Source organism: Mesorhizobium sp. LNHC252B00, from assembly GCF_000502955.1.
In the GTDB taxonomy this organism is placed as follows: Bacteria; Pseudomonadota; Alphaproteobacteria; order Rhizobiales; family Rhizobiaceae; genus Mesorhizobium.
The window spans coordinates 496,508-514,667 of sequence record NZ_AYWO01000001.1; the positions used below are offsets into that span (position 1 = coordinate 496,508).

Annotated in this window: 17 protein-coding genes and 2 pseudogenes; 10 read left to right on the forward strand and 9 right to left on the reverse strand. The window is 62.6% G+C overall.

From position 1 onward, the window contains the following. Nucleotides 1-101 precede the first annotated feature (101 nt). Nucleotides 102-1,229, forward strand: a complete 1,128-nt coding sequence (locus tag X744_RS166975; protein ID WP_023757098.1) for an ATP-dependent RecD-like DNA helicase — start codon at nucleotides 102-104, stop codon at nucleotides 1,227-1,229. Here X744_RS166975 and X744_RS166970 read toward each other — a convergent pair. Further along, nucleotides 1,222-1,647 carry an STAS/SEC14 domain-containing protein gene (locus tag X744_RS166970; protein WP_023757099.1) on the reverse strand — a complete coding sequence of 142 codons (426 nt, stop codon included), beginning with the start codon at nucleotides 1,645-1,647 and terminating at the stop codon, nucleotides 1,222-1,224. The two genes, X744_RS166975 and X744_RS166970, sit on opposite strands and share 8 nt — an antisense overlap. 136 nt (nucleotides 1,648-1,783) lie before the next feature. On the opposite strand from X744_RS166970, the gene X744_RS166965 reads away from it, so the two are divergent. From X744_RS166965 to X744_RS166960, 3 genes and pseudogenes are all read left to right on the forward strand, one after another. Further along, nucleotides 1,784-2,524, forward strand: coding sequence for a pyridoxine 5'-phosphate synthase (locus X744_RS166965; RefSeq protein WP_023757100.1), 741 nt, complete (start codon nucleotides 1,784-1,786; stop codon nucleotides 2,522-2,524). A 98-nt stretch (nucleotides 2,525-2,622) separates the two neighbouring features. After that, nucleotides 2,623-4,568 (forward strand): annotated as a pseudogene (locus X744_RS01000000169145) (potassium transporter Kup). Nucleotides 4,569-4,739: 171 nt separating this feature from the next. After that, nucleotides 4,740-6,521 carry a potassium transporter Kup gene (locus tag X744_RS166960; RefSeq protein WP_023757101.1) on the forward strand — a complete coding sequence of 594 codons (1,782 nt, stop codon included), beginning with the start codon at nucleotides 4,740-4,742 and terminating at the stop codon, nucleotides 6,519-6,521. Between the two features lie 65 nt (nucleotides 6,522-6,586). Here the strand turns inward: X744_RS166960 and X744_RS166955 are convergent, their stop codons facing one another. After that, a complete protein-coding gene (locus X744_RS166955; RefSeq protein WP_023757102.1) occupies nucleotides 6,587-7,480 on the reverse strand; it encodes an SDR family oxidoreductase in 894 nt (297 codons plus the stop codon). A 135-nt stretch (nucleotides 7,481-7,615) separates the two neighbouring features. Between X744_RS166955 and X744_RS166950 the strand changes: the two genes are divergently transcribed. Then, a complete protein-coding gene (locus X744_RS166950; RefSeq protein WP_023757103.1) occupies nucleotides 7,616-8,026 on the forward strand; it encodes a helix-turn-helix domain-containing protein in 411 nt (136 codons plus the stop codon). A 120-nt stretch (nucleotides 8,027-8,146) separates the two neighbouring features. On the opposite strand, the gene X744_RS166945 is transcribed toward X744_RS166950, so the two are convergent. Next, entirely contained in the window at nucleotides 8,147-8,875 is a 729-nt protein-coding gene (locus X744_RS166945) for a glutathione S-transferase family protein (protein ID WP_023757104.1), read from the reverse strand. A 144-nt stretch (nucleotides 8,876-9,019) separates the two neighbouring features. Between X744_RS166945 and X744_RS166940 the strand changes: the two genes are divergently transcribed. Beyond that, nucleotides 9,020-9,478: a MarR family winged helix-turn-helix transcriptional regulator gene (locus X744_RS166940; RefSeq protein ID WP_023757105.1), complete on the forward strand. Its 459-nt coding sequence runs from the start codon at nucleotides 9,020-9,022 to the stop codon at nucleotides 9,476-9,478. A 29-nt stretch (nucleotides 9,479-9,507) separates the two neighbouring features. Here X744_RS166940 and X744_RS166935 read toward each other — a convergent pair whose 3' ends face one another. Further along, the gene (locus tag X744_RS166935; protein ID WP_031259541.1) at nucleotides 9,508-9,939 is read right to left on the reverse strand and encodes a DUF1772 domain-containing protein; all 432 of its coding nucleotides are present in this window, start codon (nucleotides 9,937-9,939) and stop codon (nucleotides 9,508-9,510) included. Nucleotides 9,940-10,095: 156 nt separating this feature from the next. On the opposite strand from X744_RS166935, the gene X744_RS166930 reads away from it, so the two are divergent. Further along, nucleotides 10,096-10,752: a TetR/AcrR family transcriptional regulator gene (locus X744_RS166930; RefSeq protein ID WP_023757107.1), complete on the forward strand. Its 657-nt coding sequence runs from the start codon at nucleotides 10,096-10,098 to the stop codon at nucleotides 10,750-10,752. 19 nt (nucleotides 10,753-10,771) lie between these two features. Next, entirely contained in the window at nucleotides 10,772-11,791 is a 1,020-nt protein-coding gene (gene ilvC, locus X744_RS166925) for a ketol-acid reductoisomerase (protein ID WP_023757108.1), read from the forward strand. Nucleotides 11,792-11,873: 82 nt separating this feature from the next. On the opposite strand, the gene X744_RS166920 is transcribed toward ilvC, so the two are convergent. Continuing rightward, nucleotides 11,874-12,470, reverse strand: a complete 597-nt coding sequence (locus X744_RS166920) for a BA14K family protein (protein ID WP_023757109.1) — start codon at nucleotides 12,468-12,470, stop codon at nucleotides 11,874-11,876. Nucleotides 12,471-12,660: 190 nt separating this feature from the next. On the opposite strand from X744_RS166920, the gene X744_RS166915 reads away from it, so the two are divergent. Both X744_RS166915 and X744_RS166910 read left to right on the forward strand, forming a co-directional pair. Beyond that, complete coding sequence (locus X744_RS166915; protein ID WP_023757110.1) at nucleotides 12,661-13,773, forward strand: endonuclease/exonuclease/phosphatase family protein; 1,113 nt, start codon at nucleotides 12,661-12,663, stop codon at nucleotides 13,771-13,773. 7 nt (nucleotides 13,774-13,780) lie between these two features. Further along, nucleotides 13,781-14,497, forward strand: coding sequence for a hypothetical protein (locus tag X744_RS166910; RefSeq protein ID WP_023757111.1), 717 nt, complete (start codon nucleotides 13,781-13,783; stop codon nucleotides 14,495-14,497). Here the strand turns inward: X744_RS166910 and X744_RS166905 are convergent. The 4 genes and pseudogenes from X744_RS166905 to X744_RS166895 all read right to left on the reverse strand — a co-directional run bounded on the left by X744_RS166905 (nucleotide 14,494) and on the right by X744_RS166895 (nucleotide 18,088). Further along, nucleotides 14,494-14,733, reverse strand: coding sequence for a hypothetical protein (locus tag X744_RS166905; protein WP_023757112.1), 240 nt, complete (start codon nucleotides 14,731-14,733; stop codon nucleotides 14,494-14,496). The two genes, X744_RS166910 and X744_RS166905, sit on opposite strands and share 4 nt — an antisense overlap. A 131-nt stretch (nucleotides 14,734-14,864) precedes the next feature. Further along, nucleotides 14,865-16,081 (reverse strand): annotated as a pseudogene (locus X744_RS01000000169150) (ABC transporter permease). Next, on the reverse strand, nucleotides 16,078-16,791 hold the full coding sequence (locus X744_RS166900; protein ID WP_023757113.1) for an ABC transporter ATP-binding protein: 714 nt from the start codon (nucleotides 16,789-16,791) through the stop codon (nucleotides 16,078-16,080). Before X744_RS166900 ends, X744_RS01000000169150 begins: the two are co-directional and overlap by 4 nt. Before the next feature lie 4 nt (nucleotides 16,792-16,795). Next, nucleotides 16,796-18,088, reverse strand: coding sequence for an efflux RND transporter periplasmic adaptor subunit (locus tag X744_RS166895; protein WP_023757114.1), 1,293 nt, complete (start codon nucleotides 18,086-18,088; stop codon nucleotides 16,796-16,798). Between the last annotated feature and the right edge of the window lie 72 nt (nucleotides 18,089-18,160).

Genomic DNA, 18,160 nt, shown 5'->3' on the forward strand with positions numbered 1-18,160 from the left:
CCCTGATAGCCTGACCCTGTCGGCGGCACTGAGGCGCCCGACCCGTCGATGGTGGTGATGGCTGTCTTGTCTTTCCCTTGCGAATCCGGTCTCTCGCGCTGATGGAATTCTCTCCCCAACAGGACGAGGCGTTGCAAGCGGTTGCTCGCTGGCTGAAGACCGGAAAGCCGCAGCTGTTCCGGCTGTTCGGCTATGCTGGCACCGGCAAGACGACGCTGGCACGTTATTTCGCCGAACATGTCGACGGCCAGGTGCAGTTCGCCGCCTTCACCGGCAAGGCCGCGCAGGTTCTGCGCTCCAAGGGCGCGGTCAATGCGCGCACCATCCATTCGCTGATCTACAGGCCCAAGGGCGAGGAATCGGTGTCGGACGAGGTCACCGGCAAGACCTCCATGTCGCCGACCTTCTCGCTCAACCGGCAAAGCCCGATCTCGCGGGCGAAACTGGTCGTCATCGACGAATGTTCGATGGTCGACGAACAGCTTGGCCGCGACCTGATGAGTTTCGGCACGCCGATCCTGGTGCTCGGTGATCCCGGCCAGTTGCCGCCGATCTCGGGTGGCGGCTTCTTCACCGATCACGAGCCGGATTTCCTGCTCACCGAAATTCACCGGCAGGCGCGCGACAATCCGATCCTGCGGCTGGCGCTCGACGTGCGCGAGGGCCGTGAGTTCATGCGTGGCGACTACGGCACGGCGCAGGTCATCGGCAAGGAAGACGTCACCCAGGAGCTGGTGCTGAAGGCCGACCAGGTTCTGGTCGGCACTAACCGAACCCGGCGCCGCTACAATCAGCGACTGCGCGAGCTCAAAGGCTTCAATGCCGAGTATCCGCAGGCCGGCGACAAGCTGGTCTGCCTGCGCAACGATCCGGCCAAGGGTCTGCTCAACGGCTCGCTGTGGAAGGTGATGACCTCGTCGCGCGAGACGGTGAAGCCAGGCATCAATCTGCTGGTTTCGCCGGAAGAGGACGATCCGGATCGCGGCGTCGCCAAGATCAAGTTGCTCAAGGCGGCTTTCGAGGATCCCGACGCCGATATCCCCTGGCAGCAGAAGAAGCGATTCGACGATTTCGACTATGGCTACGCGCTGACCGTGCACAAGGCACAGGGCTCGCAGTGGAACGAGATCGTGCTGTTCGATGAAAGCTGGGCCTTCAAGGAAACCCGCCAGCGCTGGCTCTACACCGCCATTACGCGGGCGGCGGAGCGGCTGACGATCGTCAGGTAGAGGCGGCGGGACGCTGTCGCTCGCCGACAGGCCGCGCAGCAAGCCATTGCCAGGCCGCGGTTTCGTCCTCGATCTTGAAGTGCCTGAATTCGATGGGCGGCGAGGACGGCAGAAAGCGTTGTGCGTCCGCTATCCAGTTCGGTTCGCCTATCGTCGCGCAACGTCCGACATGTTCCAATGCATGGATGGCGCCCTGCTTCAGGGTCTCGTCCGCGATATCGGCCCAGTCGACGCCCTCATGGTCGATGAGGCGCACCAGCACGTCGATGCGCTGGTGGAGGGCATAGGCAGCCTCCAGCAACCCGAAAAGGTTTTCGCCGTCGGCCGCGGAAACGTGCCCGACGACATCGATGGCGAAAAGGTCGTCACGAGTGGTCTCGACACGGCGAATCGCCGGCACGGCATCGAGAAAATTCATGGGTGCGTCCTTTCCCGGACTCATTCATCAGGCTCTTGGAACACCCGAAACCCCCAGTCTGTTCCCACCGAAGGCATTACTGTTCCCGTCAAACGCATTATAGGTGGCGCATCGAATGATTTCCGAGGCCATCGCCATGCCCGCAAAACTCTCCGTCAATCTCAATGCCATCGCCATGCTGCGCAACCGGCGCGACCTGCCGTGGCCCAGCGTCACCGGCCTCGGCCGCATTGCGCTCCAGGCCGGGGCGCACGGACTGACGGTGCATCCGCGCCCCGACGAGCGGCACACAAGACACTCCGACCTGCCCGAGATCCGATCGCTGATCGACGACGAGTTTCCGCGCGCCGAATTCAACATAGAGGGCTATCCGACCGAGGAGTTCCTGGCACTTGTGGAAAAGCATCAGCCCGAACAGGTGACGCTGGTGCCGGACGATCCGGCCCAGGCAACCTCCGATCACGGCTGGAACTTCGCGGCCCAGGCTGCGTTCCTTACTCCGGTCGTCAAACGGCTGAAGAAGGGAGGCTTTCGCGTGTCGCTGTTTGCCGATCCGGACCCCGGTTGCGTGGCTGCCGCGCGCGATACCGGGGCCGACCGTATCGAGCTCTACACGGGTCCGTATGGAAGCTGTCATTCGGATTCCGCCAAGGCGGCCAAGGAATTGGAAAGGCTAGGAAAAACCGCCGATGCAGCGTTTGCTGCCGGGCTTCAGGTCAATGCCGGGCATGATCTGGTGGTTAGCAATCTGCCCGCGCTTGCCAAGCGCATTCCGGCATTGGCCGAAGTGTCGATCGGACACGGGTTGACAGCCGATGCGTTGGAGTATGGCATGGCTGGCACGGTGGGACGATTTCTCAAGGCCTGCGGCTGGTAGGGGTTGAGCTTGGCATGGCAGGCATGGCAGCCATCGTGTGCAGTTGATATCGTATCGCAATATGCTTAGTGCACCGCACGCTTACCGGAGAGTGGTTCATGGCACTTGCCAGTAGCGGTAGCGACTCTGAAACCGGCGAGTCGGGCCATTCCGAGGTTGAGCAGCACAGCACCAAGGTTCTGATGCTGGGCGCTTTGGGTGTCGTGTATGGGGATATCGGCACCAGCCCGATCTATGCCTTTCGCGAGGCGCTTCACGCTTCTCCCGGCACGGATACGCGCGGTGATGTCTTGGGTGTCCTGTCGCTGATCGTCTGGGCGCTGACCATCATCGTGACCATAAAATATGTCGCCTTCGTGCTGCGCGCCGACAATAAGGGCGAGGGCGGTACGCTGTCTTTGATGTCGCTTGCACGCAGCGCCTATCCAAAAGGCGCGCGACTCATCCTCGGGATTGGGCTCTGCGGCGCGGCACTGTTCTTCGGTGACGCGATCATCACGCCCGCCATCTCCGTGCTGTCGGCGGTTGAAGGCCTGAAGGTTGTGACCCCGACATTGGAAGCCTATGTGGTGCCCATCACTTTGGTCATCCTGGCGATCTTGTTCTCGGTGCAACGGTTCGGCACCGGAAAGGTCGCGGCTGTGTTCGGTCCGGTGACGGCGTTTTGGTTCCTGGCCATTGGCGTCGCCGGCATCTATCACCTGATGGACGATCCGTCGGTCCTGCTGGCGGTCAATCCCTACTATGCGGTTGCCTATCTGGTTGGCACGCCGACAGCTGCGTTCGTCACCGTTGGCGCGGTATTCCTGGCGGTGACCGGGGCGGAGGCGCTTTATGTCGATCTCGGCCATTTCGGACGCAAGCCGATCGTGCTCGCCTGGCTAGCGATTGTGTTTCCCTGTCTGCTGCTCAACTATTTCGGGCAAGGTGCCTTTGTGCTCGCAAATGGTGGCAGGCCGACCAATCCGTTCTTCCAGATGCTGCCGGACTGGGCACTGATGCCGATGGTCGGTCTGGCCACGGCCGCGACCGTCATCGCCAGTCAGGCGGTGATTTCGGGCGCTTTTTCGCTGACTCGGCAAGCGGTTCAACTGAACCTTCTGCCGCGTATCGAGGTGCAGCACACGTCCGAAATGAAACTCGGACAAATCTATATGGCGCGCGTCAACCTGCTCATTGCGCTGGGGGTGATGCTGCTGGTCGTCGGCTTCGGCAGCTCAAGTTCGCTGGCCTCCGCTTACGGTATCTCCGTGACCGGTGAAATGCTGATGACGACGATCCTGCTGTTCGTAGTCATGCGCAAGCTGTGGAAATGGAGGCTGGCACTGGCGCTGGCACTGGCATTGCTGTTCGGCATCATCGATAGCGGCTTCTTCCTGGCGAATGTCGTGAAGATCTTCGAAGGCCGCTGGGTATCGATCACCGTTGCCTGCGTTATGGGGTTAGTCATGTCGACGTGGATACGCGGCAGCCGCTATCTGTTCGACAAGACCCGCCGCAACGAAATCCCGCTCGATTTCCTCGCCGGCAATCTGTTGAAGAAGAANGCTATCTGTTCGACAAGACCCGCCGCAACGAAATCCCGCTCGATTTCCTCGCCGGCAATCTGTTGAAGAAGAAGCCGCAGCTGGTGTCCGGCACCGCGGTGTTCCTGACCAGCGATCCGCTCAGCGCGCCAACCGCGCTGATGCACAGCCTCAAGCACTACAAGGTGCTGCACGAGCAGAACGTCATCCTCTCGGTGGTGACGGCGCCGCAACCGGTGGTGCCCGACAGCGACCGGGTCAAGATGGAGACGGTCAACGAGCTGTTCATGCGGGTGACNGCGCTGGCGATCTGCCGCAAGCAAGGCTGGAAGTTCGACATCATGACGACATCCTTCTTCCTGTCGAGGCGCTCGCTCAAGGCCTCGCCCAATTCAGGCATGCCGGTGTGGCAGGACCGGTTGTTCATCGGCCTGGCGCGCACGGCGGCCGATGCGACGGAGTATTTCCAGATCCCGACCGGCCGTGTGGTGGAGATCGGAACCCAAGTAGCGATCTGATCGATGCCGGTGCGGACCGTCGTAGGGGTGCTGCCGGTAGCGTGGATCGATACAGAGAATGTCCGATAGTCGACGAGCCTCGCGTAGCAGATATGGCAGCCATTACCCCACGGCACTTGATATTGCATCGCAGCAAGCGTAGAGCACCGCGCGCTTATCGGAGTGTCGTCCATGGCCCTTACCAACACTGGTAGTGAGGCAGAACCCGTCGAACAATCGAGCCATCCAGAAGTCGAGCAGCACAGCACCAAGGTTCTGATGCTGGGTGCGCTCGGTGTCGTTTATGGTGATATCGGCACCAGCCCGATCTACGCCTTCCGCGAGGCGCTGGTGGCGTCGTCGGGCGGCAATGTCGCCCAGCGCGGCGATATTCTGGGCGTTCTGTCGCTGATCATCTGGTCGCTGACGATCATCGTCACCATCAAATACATCATGTTCGTGCTGCGCGCAGACAACCGCGGCGAGGGCGGCGTGCTGTCGCTGATGGCGCTGGCGCGCGGCAGTTTTCCGAAGCGCTCTGCGCTGTTGCTTGGCATCGGCATCGTCGGGGCCTCGCTTTTTTTCGGTGACGCCGTCATCACTCCGGCGATTTCGGTGCTGTCGGCGGTCGAGGGTATGAACGTCGTCACGCCGACCTTCCAGCCTTATGTCGTGCCATTGACGCTGGTCATCCTGGCGATCCTGTTTTCCGTGCAACGGTTCGGCACCGGCGGCGTCGCGCTGATCTTTGGCCCGATAACGGCGGTGTGGTTCCTGGCTATCGGCCTTTCCGGGCTCAACCACATCATCGCCGATCCGGAAATCCTGTGGGCGGTGAGCCCGCACTATATCGTCGCTTTCCTGATCAATTCGCCCGACGTGGCCTTCGTCACCATCGGAGCCATCTTCCTGGCCGTCACCGGCGCGGAAGCGCTTTATGCCGATCTTGGCCATTTCGGCCGCAAGCCGATCGTGCTGGCCTGGCTGGCGATCGTGTTTCCCTGTCTGCTGCTCAACTATGCCGGGCAAGGCGCCTTCGTGTTGGCCAAGAACGGCGTCGTCGGCCATCCGTTCTTCGAAATGAATCAGGGCTGGACGCTGATCCCGATGGTGGTGCTGGCCACGGCCGCGACCGTCATCGCCAGTCAGGCGGTGATTTCAGGCGCCTTCTCTCTGACCAGGCAGGCGGTGCAGCTCAACATGCTGCCGCGCCTCCAAATCTCGCACACGTCGGAGAGACAATCGGGCCAGATCTACATGCCGCGCGTCAATCTGCTGCTGGCGCTGGTGGTGATGATGCTGGTCGTCGGCTTCGGCGAGTCCAGCAAACTGGCCTCCGCCTACGGCATCTCGGTGACCGGCAACATGCTGGTGACGACCGTGCTGTTGTTTGTGGTCATGACGCGGATCTGGAGATGGCGGCTGTGGATGGCGGTTGCCATGACAGCGCTGTTCGGCTTCATCGACGTCGGTTTCTTTGCCTCCAACATCGTCAAGGTATTCGAGGGGGGCTGGGCTTCGCTGGCGGTGGCCTTCACCATCGTGCTGGGCATGTGGACCTGGGTGCGCGGCAGCCGCTATCTGTTCGACAAGACCCGCCGCAACGAAATCCCGCTCGATTTCCTCGCCGGCAATCTGTTGAAGAAGAANCCGGTGGTGCCCGACAGCGACCGGGTCAAGATGGAGACGGTCAACGAGCTGTTCATGCGGGTGACGCTGACCTTCGGCTACATGGAGCAGCCCAACATCCCGCGTGCGCTGGCGATCTGCCGCAAGCAGGGCTGGAAGTTCGACATCATGACGACCTCGTTCTTCCTGTCGCGGCGCTCGCTCAAGGCCTCGCCCAATTCAGGCATGCCGGTGTGGCAGGACCGGTTGTTCATCGGCCTGGCACGCACGGCGGCCGACGCGACGGAGTATTTCCAGATCCCGACCGGTCGTGTCGTTGAGATCGGTACACAAGTAGCGATCTAAACAGGCGATTGCCAAACGGGCTGTGCCTGACAGCACAGCCCTGCCATACCGGTGAAAATGCCGCCTCAGCCCGCCAATGCGGTTTTGTTCGCCTCGAGAAATTGCTTCAACGTCTTTGGCGTCCTGCCGGAAAGCGTCTCGATCGCGTCGGTCACCATGGCGATGCGGCCGGCGCGCGTGTTGGCGTCGAAGGACACGACGACGTCAGCGAAGTCCTCGGGGACGCCTGCTGCCTTCACCCCTTCCGTCAAGGCTTCATCCGGAACCTGCACGACATTGAGCGGCTTGCCGGTGACCTCGCTCACCAGGGCGGCGATCTCGGCCGTGGTGTAGGCGTGCGGGCCGGTCAACGTGTAGGTCTTGCTTTCGTTTGAGGCGCCAACGAGGCCGGCGGCTATCGCTGCGGCCATGTCATCGCGTGCGCCGTGCGCAATGCGGCCTTCGCCGGCGGACGTATACCAGTGTCCCGAGGCGATCGCGTGCGGCAGGGCCATGAACAGGTTCTCCTGGTACCAGCCGTTGCGGAAGATCGTGTAGGGGATGCCACTCGCCTTGATCGCCTGCTCGGTGCCGTAGTGGTCGCCGGCAAACAGCACCGGCGACACCGGCTCCGGATTGGGCATCGAGGTGTAGAGCAGATGCGAAATGCCGGCGTTCTTGGCCGCTGCGACTGCATTTTTGTGCTGTTTCAGGCGCTTGCCGCTTTTGAGATCGAGATCGCCGGTCGAAATGATCAGCACCTTGTCGGCGCCCTTGAATGCGGTTTCCAGCGAGGCCGCTTCGTTGAAATCGGCGGCCCTGACGACAACGCCGCGCGCCGCTAAATCGGCCCCGTTTTCTGGATTGCGTGTGGTGGCGATGATCTTCGCCGGCGGAACTTTGTGCGTGTCCAAGAGATGGTTGATGACGCCGCGGCCAAGCTGGCCGGAGGCGCCGGTGACGAGAAGGGTTTCGGTCATGGGGGATCCTGACGTTGCGCCGCAAGGGCGGATCGAGTGCTAGTCTCCGAAAGAGACCAGCACTAAAATAGGAATTGACCCACCGCCGTAAAGAAGGCAGTTTTTCGGGAGGTAGGCACAGGCAGGGAACCAGCCATGGACGGCAAGGTCATCAATCTGAAATCGAAGATGGAGGTCTACAAGGCCATCTCCGGCGGCGGCAATTTCGCCAATTGTCCGGTTCGCGATGTCATCCAGGGCGTCAGCGGCAAATGGAGATCGCTGCTGATGATGGCGCTGGCTGAAAGACCCTATCGCTTCGGCGAGTTGAGGCGCCTGGTGCCCGATATTTCGCAACGCATGCTGACCCAGACGCTGCACGATTTGCAGCGCGATGGCTATGTCCATCGTGAGGTGTTCCCGACCAAACCACCGAGTGTTGAATACAGCCTGACCGATCTCGGGCGCTCGATGTTCGGCGCCTTTCATCAATTGATTCTGTGGGCCGAACTAAACCACGATGCGGTGCGAACAGCGCGCGCCGATTTTGATGCCGCCCAAGGTTGAGCCGGTCCGTCAGCCGGAGAAAGCCCGATCCGCAACCTGATTTCGTCCGGCCGCTGAAGGATTGTCCCGGCCATTCGGCTTTCCTCGCCTCGATGGTGGCTGGAACCGTGATCGATCCGTTCAGGCGGATCGGGCTTGCAGAGGCGAAGTGGCCGGATCGCTTCGGCCAATGAGGCTCGAAAGGTACGATCCCTTTGCCTGCAGGAACGCACCCAGGTCCCGCGGGTAGTCCGGTGCCACAGCGTGCTTGATCGACGCCCGTTCACTCAATGCCTTGCGCCAGGCCCGGACGAGCGGCTTGCCCTCCAGGATGCCGAAATCGCCGATCCGGTCGAAGGCATCGAAGTAACGGAAGATCGGGCCGTAGACGGCATCGACGAGCGAAAAGCGCTCACCCGCGAACCATGGTCCGTTCCGTATGCATTCCGCCAGCTCGGCCTCAACACGATCGAACATCGCTGACAATGAACCGGACTCGGCAAGGAAGCCGGCCTCGGTCGAGGCTGAATAGAACCGACCGATGGCGTTAAGGGTTGCCGAGCCGAATTCGATCCAGGCACGGTGTCGGGCGCGCGTATAGGGGTCGGTGGGGTGGAGGGGGCTGGCCTGAGTCTCTTCGAGGAATTCGAGGATGACAGCGGATTCGAAGATCACCGTTTCCTCGCCATTTCGCTGCACGCGCAGCAGCGGCACCTTGCCGAGCGGCGAGATCGCCCTGAACCAGTCCGGCTTGTTGGCGAGATCGATATCGACGCGCTCGAACGGCACGCCCTTTTCAGCCAGTGAAATCGCGGCGCGCTGCACATAGGGGCAGAGATGATGGCTGACGAGAATGAGCTTGTCGGGCATCTCACTCGCCCCAATGTCGGCGAGTTTGCAGGTTTCGTGTTTCATAGGATTGGCTTTCCATAGTTAATGCAGTTGCGTCTATCTAGATGCATACGCATCGATCGTCAAGCTTGATGCAATTGCATCTATTGCCTATGCTGGGCCATGACCGAGAAAGCCGCGCCTTCGCCCGAAGCCATCAAGGCCTGGGCCCGCCTGATGCGCGTTTCGCGCCAGCTGATGGAAAGCGCCGAAGAGGCGTTGAAGGCGGCTGGCCTGCCGCCGCTTGCCTGGTATGACGTGCTGCATGAACTCGCCGAGGCGGGCGAGGGCGGGGTGCGACCGTTTCAGCTGATCGAGCGCACTCTGTTCGCGCAATACAACATCTCCCGGCTGCTGGCGCGGCTCGAGGCCGATGGGCTTGTGGAGAAGCTGCCGGTGGCCGATGACGGTCGCGGCCAGACCATCCGCATCACGGCCAAGGGCCGCGAGACGCGTCGCCGGATGTGGGCTGTCTACGGACGGTCGATCGCCGAACTGGTTGGTGCCAAACTCTCGGCCGATGAGTTGACCATGGTCTCGGCACTGCTCGGACGGCTGCGTCATCCGCCCGTCGTGGACTGACGCCATGGCACCGAGCCGACCTGGCGAGGTCAGGCCAGATGGCTGCCCCAGAGAAACGCCAGCGTCGCCAGCACGCCAAGTGCGGTGCGAACCAGATGCAGATTGCCCCATTTGACGATCAGGGACCTGGCTTGAGGATTGGCGGCGCCTGCGTCCATCGCCCCCAGCACCCTGTTGGTCGGCATCATGGCGATCAGCGTCCATGGCCAGGGCAGGATGATCAATACGGCGCCAACCAGAAAGGCGAGACCGCCGGCCTGCCACCAGGCAACCAGACCGAGAACGCAGGCGACAATGGCAATCGACGCCTGCATGGCGGCGCCTCGTTTGTAGGAAGGCTGCCATTCCTGCAGCAGCGCCTTGTCATCGAGACGAAGCCGCGCCGGTTGCTCGGCGACGCTGACATAGATCGCAGCGCCGGAGAACGCGGCGGCAACCGTCAAGGCAAGCAACCCGATCAGCATCTTCTTTCCCGCGCAAGCCGTCCGGCGCTGATGCCGTCCAGACAGAAATAGGGCTTGCAAGGCTCAAAACAATACGCCATAGATTAGGCGAACCGTAACGTACGGTACGGCTGGTCGGGGATAACCGGCCAGCCTTGCCTTTGAGAGAAGAGCGTGTTGCACATCCTACCCGAGATCGACAACAGCCAAGCGCTGACCGAGCGGCAGAAGGCCGTTCTCGATGCGGCGTTGCGGCTGCTGGTCGAGGAGGGCGACCAGCTGACCATGACCGCCGTGGCGCGCCGTGCGAGTTGCTCCAAGGAAACGCTCTACAAATGGTTCGGCGATCGTGACGGGTTGCTGACGGCGACAGTGCAGTGGCAGGCCTCGAAAGTGCGGGTGGCGCCGGTCGACGGCAAGGGGCTCGATCTGGCCTCGCTGACGGCAAGCCTGGAACGCTTTGCTTCCGACTGGCTGAAGGTAATTTCGAGCGACACCTCGATCGCGCTCAATCGTGTGGCGGTCGGCCATGCCGGATCGGGAAAGGACAATCTCGGCGCCGTGGTGCTGGAGAATGGCCGTTTTGCGCTGGCCAAGCGGTTGAAGCCTGTCCTTGAGGCCGGCCGCCAGGCCGGGTGGCTCGACTTCGCGGATGCCGAAACGGCGTTCCGCACCTTTTTCGGGCTGGTCGCCCGTGACGTGCAGATACGTCTGCTGCTCGGCGACCGGCTGGAATTGACTGAGGCGGCGATCGGCGGCGATGCCGCGCGGGCGACGCAGCAGTTTCTCGCTCTTTTCGGAGCAAAAACCGGCCGCAAGGCTGATTCATAAAAACGGGAAGGAAGACAAAATGCGCGTCTATTACGATCGTGATGCCGATCTCAACCTGATCAAGGGCAAGAAGGTCGCCATCATCGGCTATGGCAGCCAGGGCAGGGCGCATGCGCTCAACCTCAAGGATTCCGGCGCCAAGGAGATCGCAATCGGCCTCAAGGCTGGCTCGGCGACCGCCAAGAAGGTGGAGGCCGATGGGCTCAAGGTGATGAGCGTGGCTGACGCCGCCAAATGGGCCGACCTGATGATGATGGCAACGCCTGACGAACTGCAGGCCGACATCTACAAGAACGAGATCGCGCCGAACATCCGCGACGGCGCCGCGATCGCTTTCGCACACGGCCTCAACGTGCATTTCGGCCTGATCGAGCCGAAGTCGACGGTCGACGTCGTCATGATCGCGCCCAAGGGTCCCGGCCATACAGTGCGCGGCGAATACCAGAAGGGCGGCGGCGTGCCCTGCCTGGTCGCCGTCAACCAGGACGCTTCGGGCAATGCGCTCGACCTGGCGCTGTCCTACGCCTGCGGGGTCGGCGGCGGCCGTTCGGGCATTATCGAGACCAATTTCCGCGAGGAATGCGAGACCGATCTGTTCGGCGAGCAGGTCGTGCTGTGCGGCGGCCTGGTCGAACTGATCCGCGCCGGCTTCGAGACGCTGGTGGAAGCCGGATACGCGCCGGAAATGGCCTATTTCGAGTGCCTGCACGAGGTCAAGCTGATCGTCGACCTGATCTATGAAGGCGGCATCGCCAACATGAACTACTCGATCTCGAACACTGCCGAATGGGGCGAATACGTCTCCGGTCCGCGCATCATTACCGCCGAGACCAAGGCCGAGATGAAGCGCGTGCTGAAGGACATCCAGACCGGCAAGTTCACATCGGAGTGGATGCAGGAATACCGCGCCGGCATGTCACGCTTCAAAGGCATCCGCCGCATGAACGACAGCCATCAGATCGAGGAAGTCGGCGCCAAGCTGCGCGCGATGATGCCCTGGATTTCGAAGAACAAGCTGGTCGACAAGGCGAAAAACTAAGCGAAATCAGCACATACAGCTGGAATCTGAAACGGCGCCTCGTGGCGCCGTTTCCTTATTCTGCCGGTAGGTCGGCTGCAGCTCAGCTATAGGGCGAGTAGCACTGCTGGCGCGGGCCGCTATAAGGCTGGAACGTGTTGTCGTAGGCGCGATACGACCGATAGCGGTTGTAGCACCATTGGACATGGGCGCTCGAAAGCCGTCCTGCGCGGTAATAATGGCGCGGCGCCGGCCTGACATAGTACCTGTCATAGTAGTTGTAGTTGTTGTACATGCTGCCGAGGCCGAGCCCCAGCCCAAGGCCCAGGATCGCGGCCGCTCCATCATCGTAATAGCGGCCGCCGCGATAATGGTGGCGACCGTGGCGCCAACGCCAGTCATCTCCGCCATTCCAGTTGCCGCGGTTCCATCCATTCCAGTTGCCGCGGTCCCAGTTGTCACGGTTCCAGTGGCGACGCCCATCATGGCGGCGCCACCTCCAATTATCACTGTAGAACGGACGGTTGTTGCCGCCCGCCCATTCCTCGCGGACCGGGGTGACCGCCGGTGCCGCGGTGCTGGTGGGAATCGACAGTGTCGGCTGTATGATCGGGCCGGCAGCGGACGGTGCCGTGGTGCCGGAGAGGATACTGAGCGCTACCAGTCCTGATGTTATCGTGGACGAAAAGAGCGAATTCATTGCACTCTCCAAGAAGTACAGGCCCCACGCCTACCCGAGGAATGGGCCTAATGTGGATGTTTGCATCTGAACGGCGGATGAACGGAAAGGTTCCGATCAACCATGGCGCGTATGCGCCCAGGACCAACCGGTCTCCACGGGTGGTCCTGCGGCCTTGTTTTCCGCAGCGCTTGCGGGCAAAGGTCATGGCATGTCGCTGCGCCTTGCCACTTTCAATGTCGAGAACCTGATGAACAGGTTCGATTTTTCCGGCTATCGCAACCAGCTCAACGAAGATCGAACGTTGGCGCTGTTCGATATCCAGAGCGAGGCGGAATACAAGATGCTGGAGCAGGCACGCGCCATCGCCCAGTCCGACGACACGCGCCAGTTGACGGCACTGGCGATCGCGGCCACCCGCGCCGACATTATCTGCATGCAGGAGGTCGACAATATCGAGGCGCTGAAGGCCTTCGAATACGGTTACCTGTTCAAGATGGTGGGACAAGGCTACCGGCAGAAATACATCACGTCGGGCAATGATTCGCGCGGCATCGACGTTGCCGTGATGATGCGCAACGAAACCGCGCACGGCCAGCCGATCGAATTCGTGCGCATGACCAGCCACGCCTATGTCACCTACGAGCAGTTCGGGCTGCACACGCCGGAGTTGGCGGCACTTGGCAACCAGGCCAATGAGCGCATCTTCCGGCGCGATTGCCTGGAGATCGACATCACGGTGGGCAGCGTGCCGCTGACGCTTTATCTCGTGCATTTCAAATCGATGGGCTCGCCGCGCAACGGGTTTGACGGGCGCGAGGCTACGATGCCGGTCCGCGTCGCCGAGGCGCAGGCCGTGCGGCGGATCATCGAGGAGCGCTTCGGCAAAGACCATGCCGCTGACAAGCGCTGGGCGATCTGTGGCGACATGAATGACTACCGGCAACGCGTGATGGTCGCCGGCGATGCGATCGACGGCTACCGCTTCGAGGTGGTCGACGAGAGCCTATCCTGCATCAACGTGCTGACGGCGGGCGGCTTCTGCGAAAATGTCGTCGAGCGGCGGCCCGAGATAGACCGCTGGAGTTTTTATCACACACGCGGACCGGAAGAGCGGCATCTGTGCCAGCTTGACTATATCCTGCTGTCGAAGGGGCTCGCCGCCAGCAACGCTACGGCTGTTCCCGACATCATCCGCAACGGCCAGCCCTGGCGCACGATTTTCCCACCCGGCCAGGAGGTGGATCGCTTTCCGCGCGCCGGCTGGGATCGTCCGAAGGCGTCGGACCATTGTCCGGTGGCCATCACCCTGGACATCGTTTGATGCGGCCATGAGTTTCGACCTGCCGCGCAATGTCATCCTGCCGGTCGACGCCGTCGACGTCAGGCTCGATCCCAGCCCACATCCCTTCGCCTGGGACAATGCAGGGGCCATCGCCGAGAACTGGCAGCACGAAATCGCCGCCAATCCGGCGCTGTTCGATGGCATAGTGGTGCTGCTGTCGCAACTCGCGTACCGCGACAACCGTCTCGTCGGCCGCTGCCATGCGGTCAATTACTCGACTTTCCTGCTGTGGCGAAAACGGCGTGAGAATTCGGGCGCCGAGCATGCCTATGCGCATGCCATGCTGGTGGCAGGCGACAACGCGCTGGTGGCGATCCGCATGGGACCGCACACGGTCAATGCCGGCCACGTCTATTTCGCCGCCGGCTCGTTCGAGCCGCTCGATTTTCGCGATGGGCTGGTCGATGTCGATTTCAACATGATCCGCGAGGTGCGCGAGGAAACCGGACTCGACCTGTCGAATGCCGAACGCGGCAAGCGCTACCACGCCCTGTCGACCAACAGCGGAACGGTGATCTTCCGCCGCTATCACGCGAAGGCGCCCGCCGATGAGATCGCGCGCCGCATCTCCGCCTTCGTCGCCACCGAAATCGATCCGGAGATCGAGGGACCGGTGATCATCCGTGATGCCGCCGACCTGCCGCAAGGGCTGTCGCCGCACATGAAGCCGCTGATTGATTGGCATTTTGCCGGCAGGGATTAGCGTTGCGTCTTGTCCTGCGCCTTGCGGTCGTTGCGGGCGGCGACGAAGAACAGGATTACGCCGATGCCCAGCAAGCCGCCCATCGCCATCCCCATGGTCTGGCCGACGACTGCCTGGAAATCTGGTGTGACGCGGTCGGGATTGGCCATGCCGTAGCGGGCGAGATACCAACAGATGCCTGCAAGGAAGGCCTCGATGATAACCATCGCCAGGATCAGGCGCGCCTTCTTGCTCATGTGCTATTCCTCCACCCAGGGTGAATTGCCTAGCATCGCGAATGGTGCGGCGACAGTGGCGGGGCGGGGTGGGAACGTCGAAGCCTGTGCAAAAGCGGGCCGGGCGCGGGGTGCGTTCCGATCGGGTTGCCCTATTCGTGCCTTAGCGCATCGATCGGATCGAGCCTGGCGCCGCGTAGCGCCGGGAAGAAGCCGAACACCATGCCGATCAGCGCCGAGAAGCCGACGGCGAGCAGGATGACCGCGGGGCTTGGCGCGAAGGGGATGGTCAGCGTCACCGCGGCGAGGCCGGCCAGCGCCAGGCCGATCAGGATGCCGATGATGCCGCCAAGCAGCGACAGCACCGTCGCCTCGACCAGGAACTGGATGAGGATGTGCTTTTCGTGCGCGCCGATGGCGAGCCGGATGCCGATCTCGCGCGTGCGCTCGGTGACCGACACCAGCATGATGTTCATGATGCCGATGCCGCCGACCAGCAGGCTGACGCCGGCGACAGCACCCAGCATGCCGGTCATGGTGGTTGTGGCGCTGGCCATGGCGTCGGCGATCTGGGTCATGTCACGGATGGCGAAATCGCTCTCGCGGTCCGGCGTGATGCGGCGCGCGTCGCGCAAAATATCCTCGACGCGCGGCTGCAACTCGCTGGTCGGCGTGCGGTCGTCGGCGGCGATGTAGATGTTGTCGATGTCACGGTTGCCTGCGATGCGACGCTGATAGGCATGCAGCGGCATCAGGACGACGTTGTCCTGGTCCTGCCCGAAGCCGGTATAGCCCTTGGGCTCGAGCAGGCCGACGATCTTGCAGGAGGTGCGGTTGACGCGGATGATCTCGCCCTCGGGGTCGCCGGCGCCGAAGAATTGCTGGCGCACCGTCTCGCCGATCAGCACACGCCGGTGCCCGAGCGGGTCTCGGAATCGCTGAACGGCCGGCCGGACACCAGCTTCCAGTCGCGGGCGTCGAGATAGGCGCTGTCGGTGCCGGTGACGCCCGAGGTCAGGCTCTCGGTGCCGAAGATGACGCGGACCTGCTTTTGCGAGGCCGGTGAAATGGCGCGCGCACCGGTCAGATGCGCAACGAGCGCCGCCAGGTCCTTTTCGGCCAGCGGACGCACCACCTGGTCGAGCCCACCCGGGCCTCCGGGGCCGGCCGGACGGCCGGAGCGGACGACCAGCAGATTGCTGCCGAGCTTGGAGATGTCGGCCTTGACCTTTTCGGTGGTGCCAGAGCCGATGGTCAGCATCGCGATAACGGCGGCAACGCCGATGACGATACCGAGCAAGGTCAGGAATGAGCGCAGCACGTTGCGACGGATCGAGCGGAGCGAGAGACGGACGGTTTCCCAGATCATGGTTGTGCCACCTCGATCTTCATGGTGTCGGAGGCGACATGCCCGTCGAGGAAGCGAATTGTGCGTTCGGCATAGCCGGCGACGTCGGCCTCGTGGGTGACCATGGCGATGGTCAGGCCAAGCTCCTTGTTCAGCCGGGTCAGCAATTCCATGATCTCGTGCGTACGTGCGGTGTCGAGATTGCCGGTCGGCTCGTCGGCGACGAGCAGCGTCGGGCGGGTGACGATGGCGCGGGCGATCGCCACGCGCTGCTGCTGGCCACCGGAGAGTTCCGCCGGCGTGTGGTGCTCGCGGCCGACAAGGCCGACCTCTGCCAACGCCTGCATGGCAAGGTCGCGGCGTTCGCGGGCGGCGACGCCGCGATAGATCAGCGGCAGTTCGACATTTTCCGTCGCCGTGGTGCGGGCCAGCAGGTTGTAGCCCTGGAAGACGAAGCCGACATAGAGGTTGCGCAGCATGGCGCGGCGGTTGCGGTCGAGCCGCCCGGCGTCGATGGCCATGAAGGAATAGGTTCCGGCCGTCGGCGTGTCGAGGCAGCCGATGATGTTCATCGCAGTCGACTTGCCGGAGCCGGACGGCCCCATGATGGCGACGAATTCACCGCGGCGGATGGCAAGGTCGACGCCGGCCAGCGCATGCACCCTGGCCTCGCCCTGGCCATAGCTTTTCCAGACCTTGTCGAAGGTGATGAGGGTCGCGCCCGCGGCCACGGTGTCAGCTCCGCTGCTGCGACGCTGTGATGACTTGAGCGCCTTCGTCCAGGCCCGAAATGATCTCGGTCAGTTCGCCGTCGGTGGAGCCGATCTTGACGTTGACCGGGCGCGGACGCCCATTCTCCAGCACGTAGAGCGTGCGCGAGCCGTCGGTGGGCGGCGTCGGGGCTTGGCTCTGGCGATTGCCGCCGGGGCGACCCATGCGGCCGGTAAACAGATCGCTCAGGTTCCACGTGCGGGCGGCAGGCGCCGTGGGCCGATAGCGAAAGGCCGTGGCCGGCACGGTGAGCACGCCCTTGGCCTGTTTGGTGACGACCGAAACGGTGGCGGTCATGCCGGGTCGCAGCAACAACTCGTCGTTGTCGACTTCCAGCCGCGCGTTGTAGGTGACGACGCCGTCGGTGGTCACCGAGGCATAGGAAATGTCGCGGATCTCGGCATCGAATGGCCGATCCGGAAAGGCATCGACGGTGAAACGGGCATGCTGGCCTGTCTTGACCGCGCCGATGTCTGCCTCGTCGACCGCAGCCACCAGTTCCATGTTCCTGAGATCGGCGGCGATGATGAACAACACCGGCGCCTGCAGGGAGGAGGCGACCGTCTGGCCGGGATCGACCGAGCGCGTCAGCACGATGCCGTCGATCGGCGCATAGATCGTGCTGTTGGCAAGGTCGGTCTGCTGCGATTTCAGATCGGCATTGGCGATGGCGAGATTGGCGGTGGCGCTGTCGAGTGCCGCCTTGGAACGGTCGCGCGTCGCGGTCGCAGCTTCGAGCGACTGGTCGGTCGCCATGCCGCGCTTGGTCAAAGCCGCCGCGCGGACAAGCGCCTTTTCGTTTTCGGCGAGCGTTACCGTGGCGTCCTCGACATTGGCCGCCGCACCCTTGGCGGAGGCCTCAGCCCGTTCGATCTGGACCTGCAGCTTGGCGGTGTCGAGCGCTGCCAGCACGTCGCCCTTCCTGACCCGCTGGTTCTCCTCGACAGACACCGAACGGATGATGCCGGAGAGCTGGCTGGAAATGTCGACCTGGGTGAGCGGCTGCAGCGTGCCGGTCGCCGACACCGCGACGGTGAGGTCGGCCTTGGCGGCGGGCACCGTGGTGTAATCGATCCTGGCCGGCGTGCCGGCATACCACTGATAGGCGCCAAGCCCGCCGGCGAGCACGATCAGCGCCAGCAGGGCATAGAGCCAGCCGCGCCGGCGCGACTTGCGCAAACCTTGCTTGTCCAGCCCGAGCGCCGTCTCGATGGTGGTATCCGATTCCGTCTTTGGCAGATTGACAATCTGGTCCACGCTGGACCCCTATAATGCGCAATGTCCCGATCTGTGCACAGATCAGGCTTGATGGTTCGAATATCAAATTAA